18 protein-coding genes are annotated in these 23,081 nt (G+C 58.6%); 10 read left to right on the top strand and 8 right to left on the bottom strand.

The annotated features are described in order from the left end of the window. Positions 1–191: 191 nt before the first annotated feature. On the bottom strand, positions 192–3,890 hold the full coding sequence (locus ACIP66_RS02545) for a hypothetical protein (protein WP_400645023.1): 3,699 nt from the start codon (positions 3,888–3,890) through the stop codon (positions 192–194). Positions 3,891–4,165: 275 nt separating this feature from the next. Between ACIP66_RS02545 and ACIP66_RS02540 the strand changes: the two genes are divergently transcribed. The 4 genes from ACIP66_RS02540 to ACIP66_RS02525 all read left to right on the top strand — a co-directional run bounded on the left by ACIP66_RS02540 (position 4,166) and on the right by ACIP66_RS02525 (position 8,672). Further along, positions 4,166–5,344 carry an MFS transporter gene (locus ACIP66_RS02540; protein ID WP_400645020.1) on the top strand — a complete coding sequence of 393 codons (1,179 nt, stop codon included), beginning with the start codon at positions 4,166–4,168 and terminating at the stop codon, positions 5,342–5,344. 155 nt (positions 5,345–5,499) lie between these two features. Beyond that, positions 5,500–6,186 carry an HPP family protein gene (locus ACIP66_RS02535; protein WP_400645018.1) on the top strand — a complete coding sequence of 229 codons (687 nt, stop codon included), beginning with the start codon at positions 5,500–5,502 and terminating at the stop codon, positions 6,184–6,186. Positions 6,187–6,410: 224 nt separating this feature from the next. Next, on the top strand, positions 6,411–7,517 hold the full coding sequence (locus tag ACIP66_RS02530) for an enoyl-CoA hydratase/isomerase family protein (RefSeq protein WP_400645016.1): 1,107 nt from the start codon (positions 6,411–6,413) through the stop codon (positions 7,515–7,517). A gap of 3 nt (positions 7,518–7,520) precedes the next feature. Next, on the top strand, positions 7,521–8,672 hold the full coding sequence (locus tag ACIP66_RS02525) for an acyl-CoA dehydrogenase family protein (protein ID WP_400645014.1): 1,152 nt from the start codon (positions 7,521–7,523) through the stop codon (positions 8,670–8,672). A gap of 101 nt (positions 8,673–8,773) precedes the next feature. Here ACIP66_RS02525 and ACIP66_RS02520 read toward each other — a convergent pair whose 3' ends face one another. The 6 genes from ACIP66_RS02520 to ACIP66_RS02495 all read right to left on the bottom strand — a co-directional run bounded on the left by ACIP66_RS02520 (position 8,774) and on the right by ACIP66_RS02495 (position 15,772). Next, the gene (locus ACIP66_RS02520; RefSeq protein WP_053120263.1) at positions 8,774–9,547 is read right to left on the bottom strand and encodes an enoyl-CoA hydratase; all 774 of its coding nucleotides are present in this window, start codon (positions 9,545–9,547) and stop codon (positions 8,774–8,776) included. Between the two features lie 15 nt (positions 9,548–9,562). Beyond that, the gene (locus tag ACIP66_RS02515; protein WP_400645011.1) at positions 9,563–10,690 is read right to left on the bottom strand and encodes an acyl-CoA dehydrogenase; all 1,128 of its coding nucleotides are present in this window, start codon (positions 10,688–10,690) and stop codon (positions 9,563–9,565) included. 138 nt (positions 10,691–10,828) lie between these two features. After that, complete coding sequence (locus ACIP66_RS02510; RefSeq protein ID WP_400645008.1) at positions 10,829–12,022, bottom strand: acetyl-CoA C-acyltransferase; 1,194 nt, start codon at positions 12,020–12,022, stop codon at positions 10,829–10,831. A 12-nt stretch (positions 12,023–12,034) separates the two neighbouring features. After that, the gene (locus tag ACIP66_RS02505; RefSeq protein ID WP_053120266.1) at positions 12,035–12,796 is read right to left on the bottom strand and encodes an SDR family NAD(P)-dependent oxidoreductase; all 762 of its coding nucleotides are present in this window, start codon (positions 12,794–12,796) and stop codon (positions 12,035–12,037) included. Between the two features lie 16 nt (positions 12,797–12,812). Beyond that, positions 12,813–14,477: an AMP-binding protein gene (locus tag ACIP66_RS02500; protein WP_400645006.1), complete on the bottom strand. Its 1,665-nt coding sequence runs from the start codon at positions 14,475–14,477 to the stop codon at positions 12,813–12,815. A gap of 278 nt (positions 14,478–14,755) precedes the next feature. After that, entirely contained in the window at positions 14,756–15,772 is a 1,017-nt protein-coding gene (locus tag ACIP66_RS02495; protein ID WP_400645160.1) for an AraC family transcriptional regulator, read from the bottom strand. Between the two features lie 288 nt (positions 15,773–16,060). Here ACIP66_RS02495 and efeU point away from each other — a divergent pair, with 288 nt between their 5' ends. The 4 genes from efeU to efeO (ACIP66_RS02475) are packed head-to-tail and all read left to right on the top strand — an operon-like array spanning position 16,061 to position 20,291. After that, positions 16,061–16,912: an iron uptake transporter permease EfeU gene (gene efeU / locus ACIP66_RS02490; RefSeq protein WP_282358851.1), complete on the top strand. Its 852-nt coding sequence runs from the start codon at positions 16,061–16,063 to the stop codon at positions 16,910–16,912. An 8-nt stretch (positions 16,913–16,920) separates the two neighbouring features. Continuing rightward, positions 16,921–18,120 carry an iron uptake system protein EfeO gene (gene efeO / locus ACIP66_RS02485; RefSeq protein WP_400645003.1) on the top strand — a complete coding sequence of 400 codons (1,200 nt, stop codon included), beginning with the start codon at positions 16,921–16,923 and terminating at the stop codon, positions 18,118–18,120. Positions 18,121–18,138: 18 nt separating this feature from the next. Beyond that, positions 18,139–19,437 carry an iron uptake transporter deferrochelatase/peroxidase subunit gene (efeB, locus tag ACIP66_RS02480; protein ID WP_400645001.1) on the top strand — a complete coding sequence of 433 codons (1,299 nt, stop codon included), beginning with the start codon at positions 18,139–18,141 and terminating at the stop codon, positions 19,435–19,437. A 29-nt stretch (positions 19,438–19,466) separates the two neighbouring features. After that, a complete protein-coding gene (gene efeO, locus ACIP66_RS02475) occupies positions 19,467–20,291 on the top strand; it encodes an iron uptake system protein EfeO (protein ID WP_053120279.1) in 825 nt (274 codons plus the stop codon). A gap of 123 nt (positions 20,292–20,414) precedes the next feature. On the opposite strand, the gene pssA is transcribed toward efeO (ACIP66_RS02475), so the two are convergent. Next, complete coding sequence (pssA, locus tag ACIP66_RS02470; RefSeq protein WP_400644998.1) at positions 20,415–21,758, bottom strand: CDP-diacylglycerol--serine O-phosphatidyltransferase; 1,344 nt, start codon at positions 21,756–21,758, stop codon at positions 20,415–20,417. 204 nt (positions 21,759–21,962) lie between these two features. Here pssA and ACIP66_RS02465 point away from each other — a divergent pair, with 204 nt between their 5' ends. Both ACIP66_RS02465 and ACIP66_RS02460 read left to right on the top strand, forming a co-directional pair. Next, entirely contained in the window at positions 21,963–22,526 is a 564-nt protein-coding gene (locus ACIP66_RS02465) for a TetR/AcrR family transcriptional regulator (RefSeq protein WP_053120283.1), read from the top strand. Positions 22,527–22,580: 54 nt separating this feature from the next. After that, a complete protein-coding gene (locus ACIP66_RS02460) occupies positions 22,581–23,060 on the top strand; it encodes a DUF1348 family protein (protein WP_400644996.1) in 480 nt (159 codons plus the stop codon). Positions 23,061–23,081: the final 21 nt, after the last annotated feature.

Below are 23,081 nucleotides of genomic sequence, written 5' to 3'. Positions count from 1 at the left end.
GCGCGGTATCTGCTGCCAATGCTGCCGATGGCGGCGATCATTGCCGCGTATCCGTTTCAGGTGATTCACGGCAGGGTGTTCAGGTGGTTGCGCGGTTTGATGCTGGGCGTGTGGCTGCTGCGTTTTGATCCGCGTAGGCGATGCCGAAGGCGGCCGTTGTTTCGCAGCCTTCGGCTTTTCCCGTGAACCCCTTACCCCGCGTTCACTACGGTCAACGCACGCTGGGGCATCCATCCACTGTTAAGCGTTCCTTTCACCTGTTTCGCTGTCATCGTGAAAGGCCCCAGTGGCAAGGATTTTGTCCAGATCGCCCAGTAGCCCTTGGCATTAACTTCACCCTCGCCCCAAACGGTAGAAGCATCACCGGATTTGTGCAGGACGACTTTTGCACCTGGGAACCCGGTCCCATAGATTCGGGTTACGGGTGCAATCTGCGAACCGACGGGGGTGTTGTCGAAAAACGGAACTGGAAGTGCGTCGTTGACAGTGACCACGACGTCATCGCAAAACGCAGAACTTTTTCCGTCTAGAAGTTGCCGGACGGTCAGGCTGAATATTCCGACAGGTATCGCCTGATTTACGCACGCACGCCAGTTTCCGAAAGCATCAACCAAGACGCTGGCGTACACCGTCGCACCGTGTAGTGATTTGTGCACATTGATTATTGCCCCTGGCATGCCTTTGCCACTGAGCCAGAAACGAGCGTCAACGGTAGAACCAGGCGTCGGGAACTCAACCGTGGGTGCGGCGAAGTTGTCGTTGACTTGAATGACATCCACGGTGACATCTGGCGTCAATGGTGCAGACCAGAAATTGAGGCGAGCCTGAATGATCGCAAACGTGAACTTACCCACCGCAAGCTCAGGAAGACGTGCAGACCAGCATCCCTGCGCATTGACATGCGTCAGTGATTCTGTGTTGCCATTGTGGAGGAGAAAGAGTTCCGCGCCAGCCACACCGCGCCCGGCCAGCATAGGCTCAAGCCCAACCTGAGCACCCGGCAAAGGCCTATCGAGCGTAGGCGCCATAAACCCTGTGGGCGGAGTCTCAATAATGAATCGTCCACTGCGCACCCAAGGCGATTTCTTCTCGCCCAACGCCTGTTGCACGATCACCCAGTGGGGACCGGCGACAAAATTGGTATTGCCTTTTACTGACCATTCACCAAACTCATCAACTGTTGTCACCGGAGCGAGTGGAATTTCCGGGTTGAATAGATCCGCCACCTGGATCTTCGCACCGGGCAGCCCTTGGCCGCTGAATACCAATCGTGAGACGAGCACGTCACCGGGTGATGGGTGTTCAATAAAAGGGGTATCGAGATCCTGCAGATTGACGACGGCTGCGTCACTGATATCACCGCCGAGACCATCTCTGGTGCTCCATGTTTCAAGGCTGTAGGGACTGGCCCCATTGAGCGTACTGGTCAACGTGCCTGACCACTGGCCGACGGCATTCACAACATAATTGCCAATGACTTCGGTATAGCCTTTGCGGCGAACTTTAACGTTGTCACCGGGAAAGCCGTGACCGGAGAGCACCACCGCCGCAGGATTGACTGATTCCCCCGCGTTTGGGCTTTCGATCATTGGTGCGTTGGGAACCGTGAGAAACGTGCGTGTAACACTGGATCGTGTTCCGCCGGCATATGCCTGCTTGATCCGCAGGTTTTTCGAGCCTACCTGCTCAAAAAACACGTTAGCCTTCCAGTTGCCATTGACGTCGACAACAACGCCGCCGGGCGGTAGATACTCGATCTCCGTCTCATTGGGCAGGCCTGGATTCTCGACGAGATACAACGTGACCTTGGCACCGGGCAGGGCTGTACCTGAAAACTCGCTGCGTCGTGCGTAATAACGGTTATTGACGGGAACAACGATCGATGGGACTGGCACCATCACGTTAAACAGTACAAAGGCACTGGGCTGGGACGCCTGCGTTTCAAAGGTCTGCAGGGCAAAAATATCGTGTTCGCCCACGGTCAGGTTTTTGCTCAGATTTACCGTCCATGCACCCGATGCAGGCACGATAGTTTGACCCAGCGCCGGGCCTTCCACCTTGTTGTCGAACACTGCGACGGTGGCGCCATCGTATCCGTTTGTCCCTTCGATTTCGGGTCGGAAGCCTGTTTCCTGTTGATTGCCCGGGAATGTGATCACGGGTTTAGGTGTAGCAATGTTGAATGCAATCGGGCCGGCAGGAGGAGATGTTTGTTCAGAAACAGTCTGTGTGACCGTAAAGGTGTAGTCACCTGGCACAAATGTCATTGGCAATAACGTCCATTTGCCGTCTGGAGCGCCTATTGCCGGAATCGGAATCTCTTCGCCTCCGACTTTGAAAAGGAGTATGAGTGAAGCGCGTGGCCAGCAACTACCGGTAACCGTTGCGGACAGACCATTGGGAACCACGAGAATGTCTGCGGGTGCCAGTGGTTTGATAATCAAGGGCGCTGGGGCGGTAACCGGTAGTGAGTAAACGCCATTCATCAACTGCCGTACCGACACGGTATAGCTGCCCGGTGCAACCGCTGTAGCGGTTGTCGCCGTCCAGTCGCCGGTGGCTGTGACGGCTGCCGGCGACAAAGTAACCGTCGTTGTGCCGATGAGCTGGACCACGATAGTTGCAGCCTCCTGCCCGTGCCAGACACTGCCCCGTCCGGTAACGGTGGGAATTTGCCCGATCAAGGTCGGCGTGTTGACGGTCGGGTCTGGGGTTGGCACGTCAAATTTGATTTCACTTGAAGAATAGGGAGAAAAAATCCAACCTGCGCCATCTTGGATCTTTTGCCTGATTTTCCAGCCCTTATAAGTGCCAGGCAGCACGACAATATTACGCTCGAAAACACCCTGTGTATTGACAACAGTCGTGGAAATCGGCTCTCCGCTCTCAGGATATATCTCGACTGTAGCGCCGCTGTATCCGTTGCCCTTGAATATCATGGCCAGATTCGACCAACGGATTTCGCTAATAACAGGTGCGTCTGGATGTACCCGAAGAGTGTAAAGGGGACTGGGCTCTGATAAAACTCCACGGTCGTCTTGTTGTGCCCTGACATTCACTACGCCGGGTTTCATGGCGCTGGTGAGATTCCCTTGCCATCGCTCTATCAGATGCGGTAATCCAATACATAGTTTTTCGTTACTGAGATCACGGTAAACATTTACTTTAGTTCCGCTCGAGGCACCGGTCGCAGTGCCGGAAATGGATGCAAGCAAGCCGATACTTCCAGCTGGAATCTCCACGGTTGGTGGTGCTAACAGTTTGAACTTGACGGCTGGGGCCCATTGCGAATGCACATCACCCCAGGATTGCCGACAGGTAAAATCCATTACGCTTGCCGGCGAAACACCCGTGACGAGTATCGACCAAGTTCCAGATGCTGAAGCATTGGTGCTCCCATAAACGGTATTTCCATCCCCATTTCGATAGAGCTTCACTGGCGCCAAAGGGTAAGCATTAGTTCCTGAAATAGTGGGAAAAGCACCAACCCAGTCTTTTGCAGGCTGGTTAATAGTCAGTACCTTCAGTGGAGCCGTATACATCAAACTACTAAAATCAAAGTAGGCAGACCCTTTAACCAGCTTGGCAGCATAGAAAGGTTTACTGTCGACGGTATCCAGTGTGGCCGTCCACCTTCCATCGCTTGAAAGGGGAACAGATGCAACAAGTTTTGTCTTCGATTCCCAGATTTCCACTATACGGTCGCCGGCGGGTATCTGACTCAGGTTCGGTACAGATCCGGTAAACGTCGTTTTGCCAGGAAACGGGCCCGCGAACCGGTCGCTATCCGGAACAGGTTTGGGGTAATCCGCTTGAACCTGCGACGATTCCGTACCTGGATTCTCGCCACTGCTATCGCCAATGATTGATTGATCAGTTTCGTCCGTCATATCGGGCACACTCTAAAGAGAGAGGGGTACTCGTGTTCGATTGCTTGCCATTACCCTAATCTGCTCTCTTTGCTCTCAACACCTGTAAGATCTGACAGTCCCGACAAACGGTCATATGCTTTTTTCTGACGATTTTAGAAAGCGCCGAGGTGGAGATTCGGCTTGTCCCTTGTCCCTTGTTCCTGCATTCGCCCGAGCTCGCAGCCCACCTTGAATCGTGGGTCCCGGACACGATAACTTCCCGCCAAGCCCCCAAAAAGGACGTTGACCTCCCCGTGGCCATCTACTCCCCCCTCATCCGCCGGCTAATGGTCGCCTCCCTGACCGTTGTCATCAGCCGCGCCCTTATCAGTCCGTTACTCACACTCTTCCTCAGCAACAAACTCAGCCTCAACCCCCAAGACGTCGGACTGCTGCTGGGCATCGCCGTATTCAGCGCCACACTTTTATCGCTTTACGGCGGCTACATCATCGACCGACTCGACAAGCGTCAGCTGCTGATCCTGACCATGCTCTCCAGCGGCATCGGTCTGATGCTTTTGACCTTCGCGCAGAACCTGTATCTGGTCACCTTGGTGCTGATCATCAGCGAAACCGCGTCAGCTCTGTTCCTGATTTGCTCGAAGGCGATCCTCAGTGAAAACTTGCCGGTGGGCCAACGGGTCAAGGCGTTTTCGCTGAACTACACGCTGACCAATATCGGCTACGCGGTTGGCCCGATGATTGGCGTGGTGATTGCCGGGGTTCAGCCGTCCGCGCCGTTTATCGTTGCCGGGGCGATTGCCATTGGCAGTATTTTTCTGCTGCTGGGCGCCAGGAAGGAGGCAAGCACGGAGACTTCGAGCAGGCCGCCGCAAAGTTTTCTTAACACCCTGATGATCCTGAAAAACGACCGGACGATGATCCTCTTCACTCTCGGTTGCCTGCTCAGCACATTGGTGCACGGGCGCTTCACCCTGTACCTGTCGCAATACCTGTTGGTCACGCACACCCAGCAACAGACGCTGGACACCATGGCCGCCCTGCTCGCCTGCAATGCGATCACGGTGATTTTGCTGCAGTACCAGATCGGCCGATTCCTCAAGCGCGAACACCTGCGTCACTGGATAGCCGGCGGCACGGCGTTGTTCATCGTCGGGTTGATCGGTTTCAGCCTCGCCGACAGCTTGGTGGGCTGGTGCATGGCGATGTTTATCTTCACTTTGGGCGAGATGATTATTTACCCGGCGGATTTCCTCTTCGTCGATACCCTCGCCCCGGAAGAACTGCGCGGCAGCTATTACGGCGCGCAGAATCTGGCGGCACTCGGTGGCGCGGCGAGTCCAGTGATGTGCGGGTTTCTACTGATGCACACGCCCGCGCCGAGCATGTTCTACGCATTGAGCGCATTGGCGGCGGTGGGTGGTTATTTGTGCGTAATCAGCGGACGTCGTGCCCCTTTAGTTCAAAAGTAATGCACTGAAACTGCATTTATATGAATTTGTCAGCATAGAAATAGATCGGCACACTGTGCGCGTTCCTCCCCCAATGTTGGAACACTTCGAGGGCTTTCCGGATTGCCGGACGAGTCCTTTTTTTTGTCCGGAATTTGTAGAAGGATCGGTTTTACATGCTCGCTCGCTGGTTGCCCGCCGCCATCAATACCCGCCCCACCGAATGGAGCCGCGCCGCGATCGGCATGGCGCTCGGCACGCTGTTCAGTGTGTGGTTGTGCGCGCAGGTGTTTGGTCATGAAGTCGCGTACCACTTGATCGGGCCGCTGGGTGCTTCGGCGGTGTTGCTGTTTGCCGTTTCGTCCGGCGCCCTCGCCCAGCCATGGTCGATTCTCGGCGGTTACTTGTGTGCCGGTGTCGTCGCTTTGCTGGTGGCTCATGTACTCGGGCGAACCCTCGGCAGTGCGTGCCTGGCGGCGGGCATGGCGCTGATTCTGATGTGCTGGCTGCGTTGCCTGCATCCACCGGCGGGTGCGTTGGCATTGACGTTGGTGCTGGCCGATCCCGCAACGATCGCCATGGACTGGAAAGCCATGGAGCCGGTGATGCTCGGCGCCGCGTGCATGCTGCTCAGTGCGTTGGCGTACAACAATCTGACGCGGATTCGTTATCCGAAACGCCCGGCGGAACCGGCGCCATTGGTGGCCCCGGTGGACAACCAGGCAATCACCGCCGAAGACTTGAAGCTGGCGCTGGCCGACATGGAAGCCTTCATCGACATCACCCCCGAAGACCTCGAACAACTGATCCACGCCAGCGAACTGCACGCCAAACGCCGCAGCATCACCGCGACCTTCAAATAATCCCCTGTAGGAGCTGCCGAAGGCTGCGATCTTTTGACTTTGTTTTTCAAGATCAAAAGATCGCAGCCTTCGGCAGCTCCTACAATGCGATCGTGCGTTAAGGCAAAAACGCAGACAGCCCCTGCACATATCCCCGTTGTACATGGCAAATTTGCACTGTTACGATCCGGTAACGCTCGCGCGCGAGCTTCTCGAATAAAGACAATAAAAGCAGGGAGTTACTGATGACAGCTCAGGCTTCATCCCCGCGGACTCAGTCCATGGATGCCACGCAAAACGAAGTGCTGGCCGAGGTTCGCAATCACATCGGGCACCTGACCCTTAACCGCCCCGCCGGCCTCAACGCCATCACCCTCGATATGGTGCGCCTGCTGCAACAGCAGCTCGACGCTTGGGCGACCGATGTCGATGTCTATGCCGTTGTGCTGCGCGGTGCCGGTGAAAAAGCCTTCTGTGCCGGCGGCGACATTCGCTCCCTGTACGACAGCTTCAAAAGTGGCGACACGCTGCACGAAGATTTCTTCGTCGAGGAATACGCCCTCGACCTGACGATTCATCACTACCGCAAACCGGTGCTGGCCTTGATGGACGGTTTTGTCCTCGGCGGCGGCATGGGCCTGGTGCAAGGCGCGGATCTGCGCGTGGTCACCGAGAAGAGCCGTCTGGCGATGCCGGAAGTGGCGATCGGTTATTTCCCGGACGTGGGCGGCAGCTATTTCCTGCCTCGGATTCCCGGTGAATTGGGGATTTATCTGGGCGTCAGCGGCGTGCAGATTCGCGCCGCCGATGCGCTGTATTGCGGCTTGGCTGACTGGTATCTGGACAGCAGCAAACTCGCACTCCTCGACGAAAAACTCGACGCGATGGAATGGCAGGACACGCCGCTCAAATCGCTGCAAAACCTGCTGGCCAAACACGGCGTGCAAACCCTGCCCGACGCACCGCTCGAAAAATTGCGCCCAGCCATCGACCATTTCTTCGCCCTGCCGGACGTGCCAAGCATGGTCGAGCAACTGCGCGCGGTGACCGTTGCCGACAGCCATGAATGGGCAACCACCACGGCTGATCTGCTGGAAACCCGCTCGCCGCTGGCCATGGCCGTCACCCTGGAAATGCTCCGTCGCGGTCGCCACCTGAGCCTGGAAAATTGCTTCGCACTGGAGCTGCATCTCGATCGCCAATGGTTCGCTCGCGGCGACCTGATCGAAGGCGTACGCGCCCTGCTGATCGACAAAGACAAGTCACCACGCTGGAACCCGCCGACCCTCGCCGCGCTGGACGCTGCGCACGTCGCGAGTTTCTTCCACGGTTTTGATGAGAGCGGGAGCTGAGCCATGCACGATCTCGAACTGACTGAAGAACAAGTGATGATCCGCGACATGGCCCGCGATTTTGCCCGTGGCGAAATCGCGCCGCACGCACAAGCGTGGGAAAAGGCAGGCTGGATCGACGACGCGCTCGTGGCGAAGATGGGAGAGCTCGGTTTGCTCGGCATGGTGGTTCCCGAAGAATGGGCCGGCACCTACGTCGACTACGTCGCTTATGCCTTGGCGGTGGAAGAGATTTCCGCTGGTGACGGCGCGACCGGCGCATTCATGAGCATCCACAATTCAGTAGGCTGCGGCCCGGTGCTCAATTACGGCAGCGAAGCACAAAAGCAAACCTGGCTGGCGGATCTGGCCAGTGGCAAAACCATCGGCTGCTTCTGCCTGACCGAACCGCAGGCTGGCTCCGAAGCGCACAACCTGCGCACCCGCGCTGAATTGCGTGACGGCCAGTGGGTGATCAACGGCGCCAAGCAATTTGTCAGCAACGGCAAACGGGCGAGACTGGCGATTGTGTTTGCGGTGACGGATCCGGAGCTGGGCAAGAAAGGCATCTCGGCCTTTCTGGTGCCGACCGATACCGCTGGTTTTATCGTGGATCGCACTGAACACAAGATGGGCATTCGTGCGTCGGATACCTGCGCGGTGACGCTGAACAATTGCAGCATTCCCGAGGCCAATCTGCTCGGTGAGCGTGGCAAAGGTCTGGCGATTGCTCTATCCAATCTTGAAGGTGGACGTATCGGTATCGCGGCTCAGGCATTGGGCATTGCCCGCGCGGCGTTTGAAGCGGCGTTGGCCTATTCGAAGGATCGTGTGCAGTTCGACAAGCCGATCATCGAACACCAGAGCATCGCCAATATGCTTGCGGACATGCACATGCAGATCAATGCGTCACGGCTGCTGATCTTGCACGCGGCGAGATTACGTTCGGCGGGGAAACCGTGTTTATCGGAGGCTTCGCAGGCCAAGTTATTTGCTTCGGAAATGGCCGAGAAGGTCTGTTCGTCGGCGATTCAGATTCATGGCGGGTATGGGTATCTGGAAGATTATCCGGTCGAAAAATACTACCGCGATGCGCGGATTACCCAGATTTATGAAGGGTCGAGCGAGATTCAGCGGATGGTGATTGCGCGGGATTTGAAGAACTATCAGCTTTAACGGCAAAAGATCGCAGCCTTCGGCAGCTCCTACAGGAAACGCATTCCCATGTAGGAGCTGCCGAAGGCTGCGATCTTTTGATCCTGCACTCAAATACAGCGTTACTTGCCCTGGAACTCCGGCGCACGCTTGGCCACAAACGCCGCCATCCCTTCTTTCTGATCCTGCGTCGCAAACGCCGCATGGAACACTCGACGCTCAAAACGCACGCCTTCCGTCAGGTTCACTTCAAACGCACGGTTGACACTCTCCTTGACCATCATCGCAATCGGCAACGACTTGCTGGCAATCACCGCAGCGACTTTCAGCGCTTCATCCAGCAGCTCATCACTCGGCACAATCCGCGCGACAATCCCGCAACGCTCCGCTTCCACCGCATCAATCAAGCGCCCGCTCAGGCACATTTCCATGGCTTTGGCTTTGCCCACGGCGCGGGTCAAACGCTGGGTGCCGCCCATGCCCGGCAGCACGCCGAGGTTGATTTCCGGTTGACCGAACTTGGCGTTGTCGCCGGCCAGAATGAAGTCGCACATCAGCGCCAGTTCACAGCCACCGCCGAGGGCGAAACCGTTGACGGCGGCGATGATCGGCTTGCGGCGGTTGGCCACGCGATCGCTGTCGCTGAACAGGTCGTCCATGTAGATCTGCGGGTAAGTCAGCTCGGCCATTTCCTTGATGTCGGCACCGGCGGCGAAAGCTTTTTTCGAACCGGTGATGACGATGCAACCGATGTTCGCGTCCGCTTCCAGCGTATCCAGCGCCTGGTTCACTTCGCTGACCAGTTGCGCGTTCAGGGCGTTCAGCGCCTGCGGACGATTGAGGGTGATCAGGCCAACGCGGCCGTGGTTTTCCAGCAGAATCGTTTCGTAAGCCATGGGTAAAATTCCTTGTCAGAGATTGCGCGAAATGACCATGCGCTGAATGTCGCTGGTGCCTTCGTAGATCTGGCAGACACGCACGTCGCGGTAGATGCGTTCCAGCGGGAAGTCGTTGAGATAACCGTAACCGCCGAGGGTTTGCAATGCCATCGAGCAGACCTTCTCAGCCATTTCCGAAGCGAACAGTTTGGCCATCGACGCCTCGACTAACGCCGGCTGGCCGCTGTCACGCAGGGCCGCCGCGTAATGCACCATCTGCCGGGCGACGGCAATTTGCGTGGCCATGTCGGCGAGACGGAACGCGACGGCTTGATGTTCGATGATCGGCTTGCCGAAGGTGTCACGTTCGCGGGCGTAATCACGCGCGGCTTCAAATGCGGCACGGGCCATGCCCACCGATTGTGAAGCGATGCCGACACGGCCACCTTCAAGGTTGGCCAGAGCGATTTTGTAGCCCTCGCCCTCCTCGCCCAAACGGTTGGCCACCGGCACCTGCACGTCTTCGAAAAGAATCTGGCAGGTGTCGGAGGCGTGCTGGCCGAGCTTGTCTTCGACCCGCGCAACTTTGTAGCCCGGCGAATCAGTCGGCACGATAAACGCGCTGATGCCGCGCTTGCCAGCGCTCGGATCGGTCACGGCAAAGACGATGACGATCCCGGCGTTCTGCCCGGACGTGATGAACTGTTTGCAACCGTTCAGCACGTAGTGATCGCCGTCCAGACGCGCGCGGGTTTTCAGGCTGCTGGCGTCGGAACCGGCCTGCGGTTCGGTCAACGCGAAGGCACCGAGCATGGCGCCGCTGGCCAGCGGTTTGAGGAAGCGTTCGCGCTGATCGTCGTTGCCGAACTTGAGGATCGGCACGCAGCCGACGGAGTTGTGCACACTCATGATCGTCGAGCAGGCACCGTCACCGGCAGCGATTTCTTCCAGGGCCATGGCGTAGGCCAGGTAGCCGGTGTCGCAACCGCCCCACTGCTCCGGCACGAGCATGCCGAAGAAGCCCAGCTCGGCCATTTCGCCGATGGCTTCCTTGGGGAAACGGTGCTCGCGATCCCACTCGGCGGCGAACGGCTTGAGGCGTTCCTCGGCGAACTGCCGGGCCATGTCGCGGATCTGGGTCTGGTCTTCGTTGGGAATCATGGTGAATCCTTAAATCCGGGTTTCCACAATCCCTTGTAGGAGCTGCCGCAGGCTGCGATCTTTTGATCTTGCTTTTGTTTTCCAAAAATCAAAGTCAAAAGATCGCAGCCTGCGGCAGCTCCTACAGGGGTGGTGTGTTTAGTAGAGGCATTCCACGGCCATGGCCGTAGCTTCGCCGCCGCCAATGCAGATCGCAGCGATACCGCGTTTGAGGTTTCGCTGGCGCAGGGCCGACAGCAGCGTCACCAGAATCCGCGCACCGGAAGCACCGATCGGATGGCCGAGCGCACACGCACCGCCATGCACATTCAACTTGTCATGCGGGATTTCCAGGTGCGTCATCGCCGCCATGCCAACCACGGCAAACGCTTCGTTCACTTCGAACAAGTCGACATCACCCAACGACCAACCGGTCTTCTTGATCAACTTCTTGATTGCCCCAATCGGCGCCACCGGGAACAAGCCGGGGGTGTCGGCGAATGCAGCATGACCATGAATCACCGCCAGCGGTTTCAAACCCAGCTTCTGCGCCTGCGATTGACGCATCAGCACCAACGCCGCCGCGCCATCGGAAATCGAACTGGAGTTCGCTGCCGTCACCGTGCCACCTTCGCGGAACGCCGGTTTCAGCGAGGCGATCTTGTCCAGTTTGGCTTTCGGTGGCTGCTCGTCGTTGCTGATCAGCACCTGCTCTTTGCCGACGGTCACAGTCAGCGGGACGATTTCGTCCTTGAAGCTGCCGTCCTGAATCGCCTGCTGTGCGCGAGTGGTCGAGGCAATGGCAAAAGCGTCCTGCGCCTCACGGCTGAAGTGATTGGTCTCGGCGCAATCCTCGGCGAAGGTGCCCATCAAGCGGCCCTTGTCGTAAGCGTCTTCGAGGCCATCAAGGAACATCGAGTCGAGCACGCGACCATGGCCCATGCGGTAGCCGGCGCGCGCGCGATCCAGCAGATACGGCGAGTTGGACATGCTCTCCATGCCACCCGCGATCACCACATCGGCACTGCCGGCGACCAGCATGTCGTGGGCGATAATCGTGGTTTCCATGCCCGAACCGCACATCTTGTTGACCGTGGTGCAACGGGTCGACTTGTCCAGCCCGGCGCCCAGCGCAGCTTGACGCGCCGGCGCCTGACCGAGGCCGGCCGGCAATACGCAACCGAACAGCACTTCATCAACCGAATCACTGGCGACACCGGCACGCTCAACCGCAGCCTTGATCGCCGCAGCACCGAGTTGCGGCGCGGTGAGGCTTTTCAGTTCGCCCTGAAAACCGCCCATTGGCGTGCGCACAGCGCTGACGATAACAATCGGATCGTTGGAAATAGTCATGACAAATCCTCCTTACTTGGCGGCCATGCGCAAGGCACCGTCGAGACGGATCACCTCGCCGTTGAGCATGCTGTTTTCGATGATATGCCGAACCAGTGCAGCGTATTCGGCAGGCTTGCCCAGACGCGGCGGGAACGGTACGCCGGCGGCCAGCGAGTCGCGGACTTCCGGGGTCATGCCGGCCATCATCGGGGTTTCGAAAATGCCCGGGGCGATGGTCATCACGCGGATGCCGAAGCGCGCCAGTTCACGGGCGGCGGGCAGAGTCAGACTGGCGATTGCGCCCTTCGATGCGGCGTAAGCTGCCTGACCGATCTGGCCGTCGAATGCTGCGACCGAGGCAGTGTTGATGATCACGCCGCGTTCGCCGTCAGCGTTTGCCTCGGATTCGGCAATCGCCGCAGCGGCCAGACGCAGCATGTTGAAGCTACCGATCAGGTTGACGTTGATCACTTGCGCGAAGCTGCTCAACGCATGCGGGCCGTTCTTGCCGAGGATTTTCTCGCCACGGACGATGCCAGCGCAGTTGACCAGACCATTGAGACTGCCAAATGCGGCGACGGTCGCTTGCACGGCGGCTTCGGCAGCGGCTTCGTTGCTGATGTCGGCAACAACACTTTGTGCACCGAGACGCTGAGCCTGGGCGGCAACCGCTTCGGCGTTCATGTCCACCAGCATCACTTTGGCGCCGGCATTCACCAGCAATTCAGCGGTGGCCGCGCCTAGGCCAGACGCACCGCCGGTGACGATAAAAACCTTGTTCTCGATCTGCATGACTGTCTTTCCTGATTCAAGCTGAAACGTTATGCGCCGCGGCCTCTTGAGCCTTGGCGATTTCCTGGTTGCGCAAGATAAAGCGCTGCAATTTGCCGCTCGGGGTCTTGGGCAATTCGCTGACAAATTCGATTTCACGCGGGTACGAATGCGCCGCCAGACGCTTGCGAACATGTTGCCGTAGTTCCTCGGCCAGCTCCGGCGCGGCGCGGTATTGCGCACTCAACACGACAAAAGCTTTGACCAGCTCGGTGCGCTCCGGATCCGGTTTGCCGACGACGGCCGCTTCGACCACTGCAGGATGTTCGATCAGTGCGCTTTCGACGTCGAACGGGCCAACGCGATAGCCGGAGGTGGTGATCACGTCATCGCTGCGGCCGACGAAACTGATGCTGCCGTCCGTGTTCCATTCCACGGTGTCGCCACTCAAGTAGTAATCGCCGACGAAGGCCTTGGTCGGCGCGCCTTCGTAGCCGCCGAACCAACACATCGGCGATTGCGGGCGGTCGATGGCGAGGATGCCGGGCTGGCCGACACCGAGTTCGTGGTACTGATCATCGAGCACGACAATGCGATGGCCCGGCGAGGCGAAACCGGCAGCGCCGATGTGTACCGCGTGGTCGAGGCCGTGGTGATTGCACAGCACCATGCCCAATTCGGTCTGGCCGTAGTGATCGTGAATAACCACGCCGAGGTTGTCGGCGAACCAGCGGATCACCTCCGGGTTCAGCGGCTCGCCGGCGCTGCTGACAATGCGCAGCTTGCCCTTGATTGATTTGGCGAACTCGTCACCGCCAGCAATCAGCAAGCGATAAGCCGTCGGCGAACCGGTGAGGTTGGTGATGCCGTATTTATTGATGACCCGGCAGGTACTTTCGAGGGTGAACGGGCCATCGTAAAAAGTGATCGGGTGGCCCATCGACAACGGGCCGGTGACGCCGAAATAAATGCCGTAGGCCCAGCCCGGATCGGCAACGTTCCAGAATGCATCTTCCGGGCGCAGATCGACGGCATCGCGGGTGTAGCTCTGGAACGCGACGATGGCTTTGACTGGCACCGACAGCGCTTTCGACGGGCCAGTGGTGCCCGAAGTGAACATCAGCAGAAACGGGTCTTCGCCGGTCAGCAGCACTGGCTCGCAGAGGTTGGAATAATTGGACAGTTCGGCCCAGAAACTGAAATCGCCACGGACGATGCCCTGGCCTTTGGCGCCGCCGACAGTGACCAGCGTTGGGCAATCGGCGACTTCAGCGAGTTTCGGCCGGTTGACCGCATCGGTGACCACGACTTTGGCCCCGGAGCTGTTCAGGCGATGTTCGAGGGCTTTCGGGCCGAACGCGGTGAACAGCGGTTGATAGACCGCGCCGATGCGCCAGGTGGCGAGCACGGTGATGAGCAATTCGATGTTGCGCGGCAGCAGGCCGGCGACCTTGTCACCTTTCTGCACGCCCTGAGCGAGAAGGAAATTGGCGAAACGCGCAGCTTTGTCCTGCAGGTCGCTGAAGGTGTATGTCGCACTGGCGCCGTCGCGGCCTTCCCAGAACAGCGCAATGCGCCCGGGCAAGGCGTGGCGGTCGCAGCATTCGACGCAGGCGTTGAGCGCCTCCAGCGTACCGCTGAGCGCGGCATCCACGGTGTGCTGATAGTTGAACTGTGCGGTGGCAGACAAGTAATCGCGCATTGCCAGAATCCCTCTGTGTTTTTATTAGGCTGGGAACCGTAAACAACAGAGGGATAGTCGCGCTGTGCGGGGGATGGGGCAATGGTCAAAGCCATCAAAGTGGCTGACTGGTTTGGCCAAGACAGCTCAACATCGCCCTCCCTGTAGGAGCTGCCGAAGGCTGCGATCTTTTGACGTTGATTTTTTTAGAACAGGATCAAAAGATCGCAGCCTTCGGCAGCTCCTACAGGGGAGTGCCTTTCAAATGTAGGAGCGAGCCTGCTCGCGAAGAGGCCGGGTCAGACAACCTCATTGAGGATTAGCGTCCGATAGTGCCCCGGATTCGACCCCGACCATTTACGAAACGCCTTATAAAACGAACTCGCATCGGCAAACCCCAACCGACTGGCAATCTCGACAAAACTGATCGAAGGCTCCGCCAGCCAGACAATCGCCAACTCCTTGCGCACGCTGTCCTTGAGCCCCTGATACGTCTGCCCTTCCTCGGCCAGTCTTCGGCGCAAGGTCGAGGCCGACATGCACAATTGCTGCGCCAGGGCCTCGGTTTCCGGCCACTGCTCGGCCGGCAACTCTCGCAAATCCTGCTTGATCCGACTCGCCAGACTCTCGGGATCGCGGTACTTCACCAGAATGTTCGCCGGCGCATGGGCCAGAAAGCGTTTCAGCTCTTCGGCAGACCGCTTGATCGGCAGATCGAGGCAATCCGCCGAGAAGATCATCCGCGTGCGCGGTCGATCGAAACGCAGGTTCTCGGAAAACATCACCCGATAGTCATCGGTGAAATCTGGCTCAGCGCAACGCAATTCGATCGCTAGAATCGGAATCCGCCGCCCCGCCAGCCAGCAGGCGACGCCGTGGACGATCATCCAGTAAGTGAAATAGGTGAAGGCGCGACGCGGTTCGGGGTCATCCTCAAGCAGAACGATTTCGGCGAGGCTCTGCTGGTGTACCAACTGCGCTGGCATGCGCTCCAGCATCAGCGAGAGAAAACTCAAACCCGTACTCAAACCCGCTGCCAGCGTGGGTTGCGCCATGGCGCTGCGACAAAGGAATTCCAGACTGCCGGACTTGAGCCGGCGCGGATCCATGCCAAAAAATTCGTCGTCACCGCGCCGGGCCAGCAGGCGCCAGAGTTTGGCGTATTGCGAGGCCGGCACCCGACCGTGGTCGGTTTGCAGCAGCGCCGGATCAATCCCGACCTTGTTCAAGACCTCTTCCGTGGCCACGCCCGGGGCGCAACTTTGCAGCAGCGCTTCACGCACCAGTTGAACGGCGATGGTGTCTTTTTCCGACATGGAACGCGCGTATTCCTGTTTTTTTTTCGATGACACGCATCTTACCTCAGGCCACACGAAACCCTATGTAGGAGCTGCCGAAGGCTGCGATCTTTTGATTTTCAAAACCAAGATCAAAAGATCGCAGCCTTCGGCAGCTCCTACAAAGTTCCGGTGTCACCCGCATGAGAATGGTTGTTCTTTACTTTGTTCAGCTTCTGTTCAGGTTTGTGTCAATGATTGTCATGTGAGAATGGTTGTCATTATGTTACAACTTGTAACCCCTCAGAATAATTCGTTGGACACCTAATGCTCGTTCCTTTTCTGATCATGCTGCGCGAAGGCATTGAAGCCGCGCTGATCGTTGGCATCATCGCCAGTTACCTCCAGCAAACCGGCCGTGGCCAGTGGATGCCTGCCGTGTGGATCGGCGTTTTCCTTGCTGCCGCCCTCGCCCTGCTGGTTGGTGGTGGTCTGGAACTGGTCAGCGCCGAATTCCCGCAAAAGCAGCAGGAACTGTTTGAAGGCATCGTCGGGCTGGTCGCCGTGGGGATTCTCAGTTCGATGGTGTTCTGGATGCGCAAAGTCGCGCGCTCGATCAAACATTCGCTGCAAGCCTCACTCGATCACGCGCTGACTTCTTCGAAGCATCAGGTCATTGCGCTGATCGCCATGGTCTTCTTCGCCGTGGCCCGCGAAGGTCTGGAAACGGTGTTCTTCCTGCTCGCGGTATTCCAGCAAAGCGAAGGCCCGGGCGCGCCGATTGGCGCCCTGCTCGGCCTGATCCTGGCAATCATCGTCGGGTTCCTGATCTACAGCGGCAGCATGCGCCTCAATCTTTCCGCATTCTTCAAGTGGACCGGCCTGTTCATTCTGGTGGTCGCCGCGGGGATTCTCGCCAACTCGGTGCAGGCGCTGCATGAAGCCGGGCTGTGGAATCACCTGCAAACCGTGCTGTTCGACTTCAGCGCGACGCTGCCGATGGATGGCCCGTTGGGCTCGGTGCTGGCCGGCATGTTCGGTTATCAGGATGCGCCGACCGTCAGCACCCTCGGTGCCTATCTGCTTTATCTGCTGGTGGCGCTGGTGATGTTCTTTTACCCGGTTCCGGCTCCCGCGCCCAAACCCGCCGCGCAATCGTCTTCCGTTTCCAGCCAATAAGGGCATTCATGTCAAAGCCTAATACTCCTCAGGCCTCCCCTCCCCGCGCCTTGCGTTGGGCGGTGGCCGGTTCGGTGGTCATCATGATCGCCGCCGGTGGCCTGTTCTGGTACGCCTCGAAAATGGCTGCGGCCAAGCGTCAGCACAACCACGATGAAGTGGTGGTGAACATCCATCCGGGCAGTTGCGAACCGAATGCGCTGACCGTACCGGCCGGCCGCGCCAGCTTCCGTATCGTCAACCGCTCCGACCGCGCGGTGGAATGGGAAATCCTCGACGGCGTGCTGGTTGTCGAAGAGCGCGAGAACATCGCGCCGGGCCTGAGCCAGGTGATCAACGCCAATCTGCAACCCGGCGATTACGCGATTACCTGCGGCCTGCTGAGCAACCCGCGCGGCACCCTACACGTCACGCCGACTGCCGCCTCTGATGCGGCAGCGAAAGCCAAGCCGTCGATGGTGGCTTTCGTCGGGCCGTTGTCGGAATTCCGCGTTTATCTGGCCAGCCAGAGCAGCGCGCTGATCAAAGCCGTGACCGCGCTCAATCAAGCGATTGAAAGCGGTGATTTGAGTCAGGCTCAGGCGTTGTACCTGCCGGCCCGTGCCGCTTATCAGCGTCTGGCCCCGGCGGCGCAGCGTTTGGCCGAACTGGACAACAGCATCAATGCCCGCGCCGATTATTTCGAAAAACGCGAGCAGGATCCGGCCTTCGTCGGCTTCCACCGCCTCGAATTCGGCCTGTTCCAGCAGCGCCAACTCGATGAGCTGACGCCTGTTGCCCAGCGCCTGCTCAGCGACGTCACCACGCTCAAACAGCAACTGCTCGCGCAATCGCTGCCACCGGAGCAACTGGTGAACATCGTCGTGCGCAACCTCAACACCCTCGCCGACGTCCGTGCTGCCAGCGGTGAAGAGGAGCGCTACAGCCACAGCGACCTCAACGGTTTTGCTGCGAATGCTGAAACCGCGCACAAAGTCGTCGATCTGCTGCGGCCAATGCTGAGCAAGTCAGCCGCTGACCTGCTGCCGAAAATCGACAAGGCACTGGCGGACTTTGATACACAACTCAACAGCTACAAGATCAAGGACGGCTACGCCAGCTACGACTCCGTCAGCGGCGAACAACGCAAGCAGATCGCCGACAAGGCCCAGGCTCTGGCCGACGCGCTTGATGGCATTGATCCCGCCCTCGGCCTCTCCGGCCTGTAAGCAGAAGACGAATTCGCGATGAAAGATTTGGAACCCCTCAACTTGCAACGTCGCCGTGTCCTGATGGGCATGGGCGCCGCCGGTGTCGCCCTCGCCGGATCAGCCCTGAGCTGCCCGGCCATGGCCGCCGCGCCGGCGCAAGTCACCGAAGCGCCGAGCAGCGACAAAACCGAAGACCGCCACGATTTCCACGGCGTCCACCAGACCGGCATCGTCACCCCGCGCCCGGCGTCGGGCATGCTCGTTTCGTTCGACGTGTTGGCCAGTGATCGCGAAGACCTTGAGCGACTGTTTCGCACCCTCAACGAGCGCATCGCCTTCCTGATGAAGGGCGGCCCGGTTGAGCAAATCGATCCGAAGTTGCCGCCACCGGACTCCGGCATCCTCGGCCCGAACGTGACGCCGGACAACCTGACCATCACCGTTTCCGTCGGCGAATCGCTGTTCGACGAGCGCTTCGGTCTGGCCGACGCCAAACCCAAGCGCCTGCAACGCATGGTCGGTTTCCCCAACGATGCGCTGGAGGCCGATTGCTGCCACGGCGACCTGAGTTTGCAGTTTTGCTCCAACACCACCGACACCAATATTCACGCCCTGCGCGACATCGTCAAAAACCTGCCCGACTTGCTGCTGGTGCGCTGGAAACAGGAAGGCAGCGTGCCGCCGCAAGCCCCGGCGAAACCCGGTGTGCCGGCACAGTCGGCGCGTAACTTTCTTGGTTTTCGCGACGGCTCGGCCAACCCGAATTCCAACGATGCGAAAGCCATGGACACCATCGTCTGGGTGCAACCGGGCAGCGACGAACCGGCCTGGGCTGCGCACGGCAGTTACCAAGCGGTGCGGATCATCCGCAACTTCGTCGAGCGCTGGGATCGCACGCCGTTGCAGGAACAGGAAAGCATCCTCGGCCGGGTGAAAACCTCCGGCGCGCCTATCGGTGGCAAACACGAAACTGAAGTCCCGGACTATCACAAAGACCCGGAAGGCAAGCTGACCAAACTCGACGCGCACATTCGCTTGGCCAACCCGCGCACTGCTGCGAGCCAGGCCAACCTGATCCTGCGTCGGCCGTTCAACTATTCCAACGGCGTCAACAAGAACGGCCAGCTCGACATGGGCCTGCTGTTCATCTGTTACCAGGCCGATCTGGAAAAAGGCTTCATCACCGTGCAAACCCGCCTCAACGGCGAACCGCTTGAGGAATACCTAAAACCGGTCGGCGGCGGTTACTTCTTCACCCTTCCGGGTGTTACGGGCGACAAGGATTTCATCGGTCGCTCGCTGCTCAACGCCACACAACCCAAAACCGCTGCCTAAAAACAACATTCAACACTGGAGCCGCCCCCATGAAGAAGACGCCACTCGCGTTATTGCTGACCCTTGGTTTGCTCAACACCCCGCTGTCGGCGTTCGCCGCGACAGCGCCGCTGGATCTGGTCGGGCCGGTGTCTGACTACAAGATTTACGTCACCGAGCAACTCGATGAGCTGGGCAGCCACACCCAACAGTTCACCGACGCCGTGAAAAAAGGCGACCTGGCCACCGCGCAAAAGCTCTACGCGCCGACCCGGGTTTACTACGAGTCGATCGAGCCGATTGCCGAGCTGTTCAGTGACCTCGATGCGTCCATCGACTCCCGCGTCGACGACCACGAGAAAGGTGTGAAGGCTGATGACTTCACCGGTTTTCACCGCATCGAGTACACGCTGTTCTCGGAGAAAAGCACCCAGGGCCTGAACGAACTGGCGGACAAACTCAACAGCGACGTCAAAGACCTGCAAACCCGCGTCGCTGGCCTGACCTTCCCGCCTGAGAAAGTCGTGGGTGGCGCTGCTGCGTTGCTGGAAGAAGTCGCTGCAACCAAGATTTCCGGCGAGGAAGACCGTTACAGCCACACCGACCTGTATGACTTCCAGGGCAACATCGACGGCGCGAAGAAAATCGTCGATTTGTTCCGTCCGCAGATTGAGAAGCAGGACAAGGCGTTCATCGCGAAGGTCGACAAAAACTTCGCCACGGTCGACAAGATTCTGGCCAAGTACAAGACCAAGGACGGTGGATTTGAGACGTATGACAAGGTGAAGGATAACGATCGTAAAGCGCTGGTCGGGCCGGTGAATACGTTGGCGGAAGACCTGTCCACGTTGCGTGGGAAGCTCGGTCTGAATTGATTTTTTGTAGCGTCTAGCAAGGCCCCATCGCGAGCAGGCTCACTCCTACATTTGGAATGCGTTCCCCTGTAGGAGTGAGCCTGCTCGCGATAGCGGCTGCATGACCACGACAAATGTAAAACCTTACAAAATCCGGTACAGCAACCGCTCAATCCGCACCCGACTCACGCGCTTGAGAAACTTCGCCACCGCGCCCGGATACTCCGGCAACGTCTCAAGATTCTGAAAGCTGTCGATCCGCGTGGTATGGCGGAAAATCTCTTCCAGCTCCTTCGCCCGTGGCTCTAGCCACTCGCCTTTCGGATCTTCAATCAGCAGCGCGTTTTCCAGATCCAGACGGAACGCCCGTGGATTAAGGTTGTTGCCGGTCAACAACGTATAACGCTGATCAACCCACATGCCCTTGAGGTGATAGGTGTTGTCGCCATCACGCCACAGGTGCAGGTTCAACTGGCCGCTGTCGATATTGCGCTGATGCCGTTTGGCAAAGCGGCGCAGGCTGATCTCGTACAGATACGGCAGCGCGGCGATGACCTTGAACGGCTCGCTCGGCGGAATGTAGAAGTCGTTGGCGGTCTTGTCGCCGACCACGATGTCGATCTTCACGCCCCGCGCCAATGCGCGGTTGATCTCGCGGATCACGCCCAGCGGCAAGTTGAAGTACGGCGTGCAGATGGTCAGCTGTTTCTGCGCGCTGGCGATCAGTTCGAGAATCGCCCGGTTCAGCGGGTTGTTCTTGCCGACGCCGAGCAACGGTGTCACCGACAGACCGTCTCTGGCGGTGCTGCCAGTGGCCGTGTCGTACGTTGCATATTTGAGGCGGCTGCGCAGATCACCGATGTCGTTGCGCAGGCTGCGCGTAGTCGGCAGGTTCGGCAGGTCGAGGCGATGCACGGCTTTGGATTCGATCAGGCCGTGCTTGACCAGATGATGCATCGAGTCCGCCAGTTCGTGGCTTTGCAGCACGTGATAACGGTCAAACCGGTACTTGTCGAACTTGTGCAGGTAAACGTTGTTCAGGCTCGCACCGCTGTAGACCACGCAATCGTCGATCACGAAGCCCTTCAAATGCAGAACGCCGAACAGTTCGCGGGTCTGCACCGGCACGCCGTACACCGGCACTTCGCTCTGGTGCGTACGGGTCATTTCCTGGTACCACGCGGAATTGCCCGGCTGCTTGCCGGCACCGATCAGCCCGCGCTGCGCGCGCAGCCAGTCGACGACCACGGCGATTTCCAGCTCAGGGCGTTTGAGCTTCGCGGCGTGCAAGGCATCGAGGATTTCCTGACCGGCTTCGTCTTGCTGCAGATACAGCGCGACGATGTAGATGCGCTGGGTCGCCGCAGCGATTTTTTCCAGCAGGCAACGACGGAACTCGGCGGCGCCGGACAAAATGGTCACGGCCTCGGCGGTCAGCGGGAAGCTGCGCAGTTTAGGCAGCAAGGAACGTTTGAAAAGCAACGGCATAGGGCTCGCAATGGGTCGAATCCGAAGAACCCGAGAGCTTACACCATCGCATCCTTCGGGTCTTGTTAGAGCCCTCAAACAGATCAAAAGATCGCAGCCTTCGGCAGCTCCTACATTGGCCCGTGTAGGAGCTGCCGAAGGCTGCGATCTTTTGATCTTAAAAAACAATTGCAAAAGGAGAACGCCCGTTCTACTGTTGGCCACATGAACGAACCAATCAATACCGAAACCCGCGACATCATCCTCGACGTCACCGAAAAACTGATCTACAAAAGTGGCATCGCTGCCACCAGCATGGATCTCCTGGTGAAAACCGCCGGCGTCTCGAGAAAAAGCATCTACCGTTATTTTGCGGACAAAGACCAACTGGTCGCCGCCGCTCTGCAACGCCGCGACATTCGCTGGATGCACTGGTACCGAAACGCCGTTGATCAAGCCGAGACCCCGGCCGATCGCCTGCTCAACCTGTTTACCGTGCTCAAGGAGTGGTTCGCCTCGGAAGGTTTCCGTGGTTGCGCCTTCATCAACACCAGCGGCGAAACCGGTGATCCACAGAATCCGGTGCGTCTGATCGCCAAGGAACACAAACAGAAGCTGCTCGACTACGTGGTTGAGCTATGTACCGAACAGGGCGTCGCGGATCCGCAGCAACTGGCCAGACAGCTGCTGATCCTGATTGATGGCGCCATTACCGTCGCGCGGGTGATGGGCGATCACAGTGCCGCCGATAACGCACAAAACATGGCGCGAAAGTTGTTGGATCTGTAATGCCTTTATAAGCCGGACTTGTTGTTAAACCGCAAACCCTATCGGGAGTCTGATATGTCTACTGCAGCGCAAGTACGTCCGCCATTGCCACCCTTCAACCGCGAGTCGGCGATCGAGAAAGTGCGTCTGGCCGAAGATGGCTGGAATTCCCGCGATCCGGAAAAGGTTTCGCTGGCCTACACCCTCGACACCAAATGGCGCAACCGCGCCGAGTTCGCCGACAACCGCGAAGCAGCCAAAGCCTTCCTGACGCGCAAGTGGGCGAAAGAGCTGGATTACCGCTTGATCAAAGAACTCTGGGCCTACTCCGACACGCGCATCGCGGTGCGTTACGCCTATGAATGGCACGACGATGCGGGCAACTGGTTCCGTTCTTATGGCAACGAGAACTGGGAGTTTGATGAGCAAGGCCTGATGTTCCAGCGCTATGCGTGCATCAATGACCTGCCGATCAAAGAGAGCGAACGCAAATTCCGCTGGCCACTGGGCCGCCGCCCGGATGATCACCCAGGCCTGTCCGACCTGGGCCTGTAAACACCGTCCCCTGTAGGAGCT

The sequence above is a fragment of the Pseudomonas sp. NPDC088429 genome (assembly GCF_044753305.1).
In the GTDB taxonomy this organism is placed as follows: Bacteria; Pseudomonadota; Gammaproteobacteria; order Pseudomonadales; family Pseudomonadaceae; genus Aquipseudomonas; species Aquipseudomonas rustica.
This window is presented reverse-complemented; position numbering and strand designations above follow the sequence as displayed.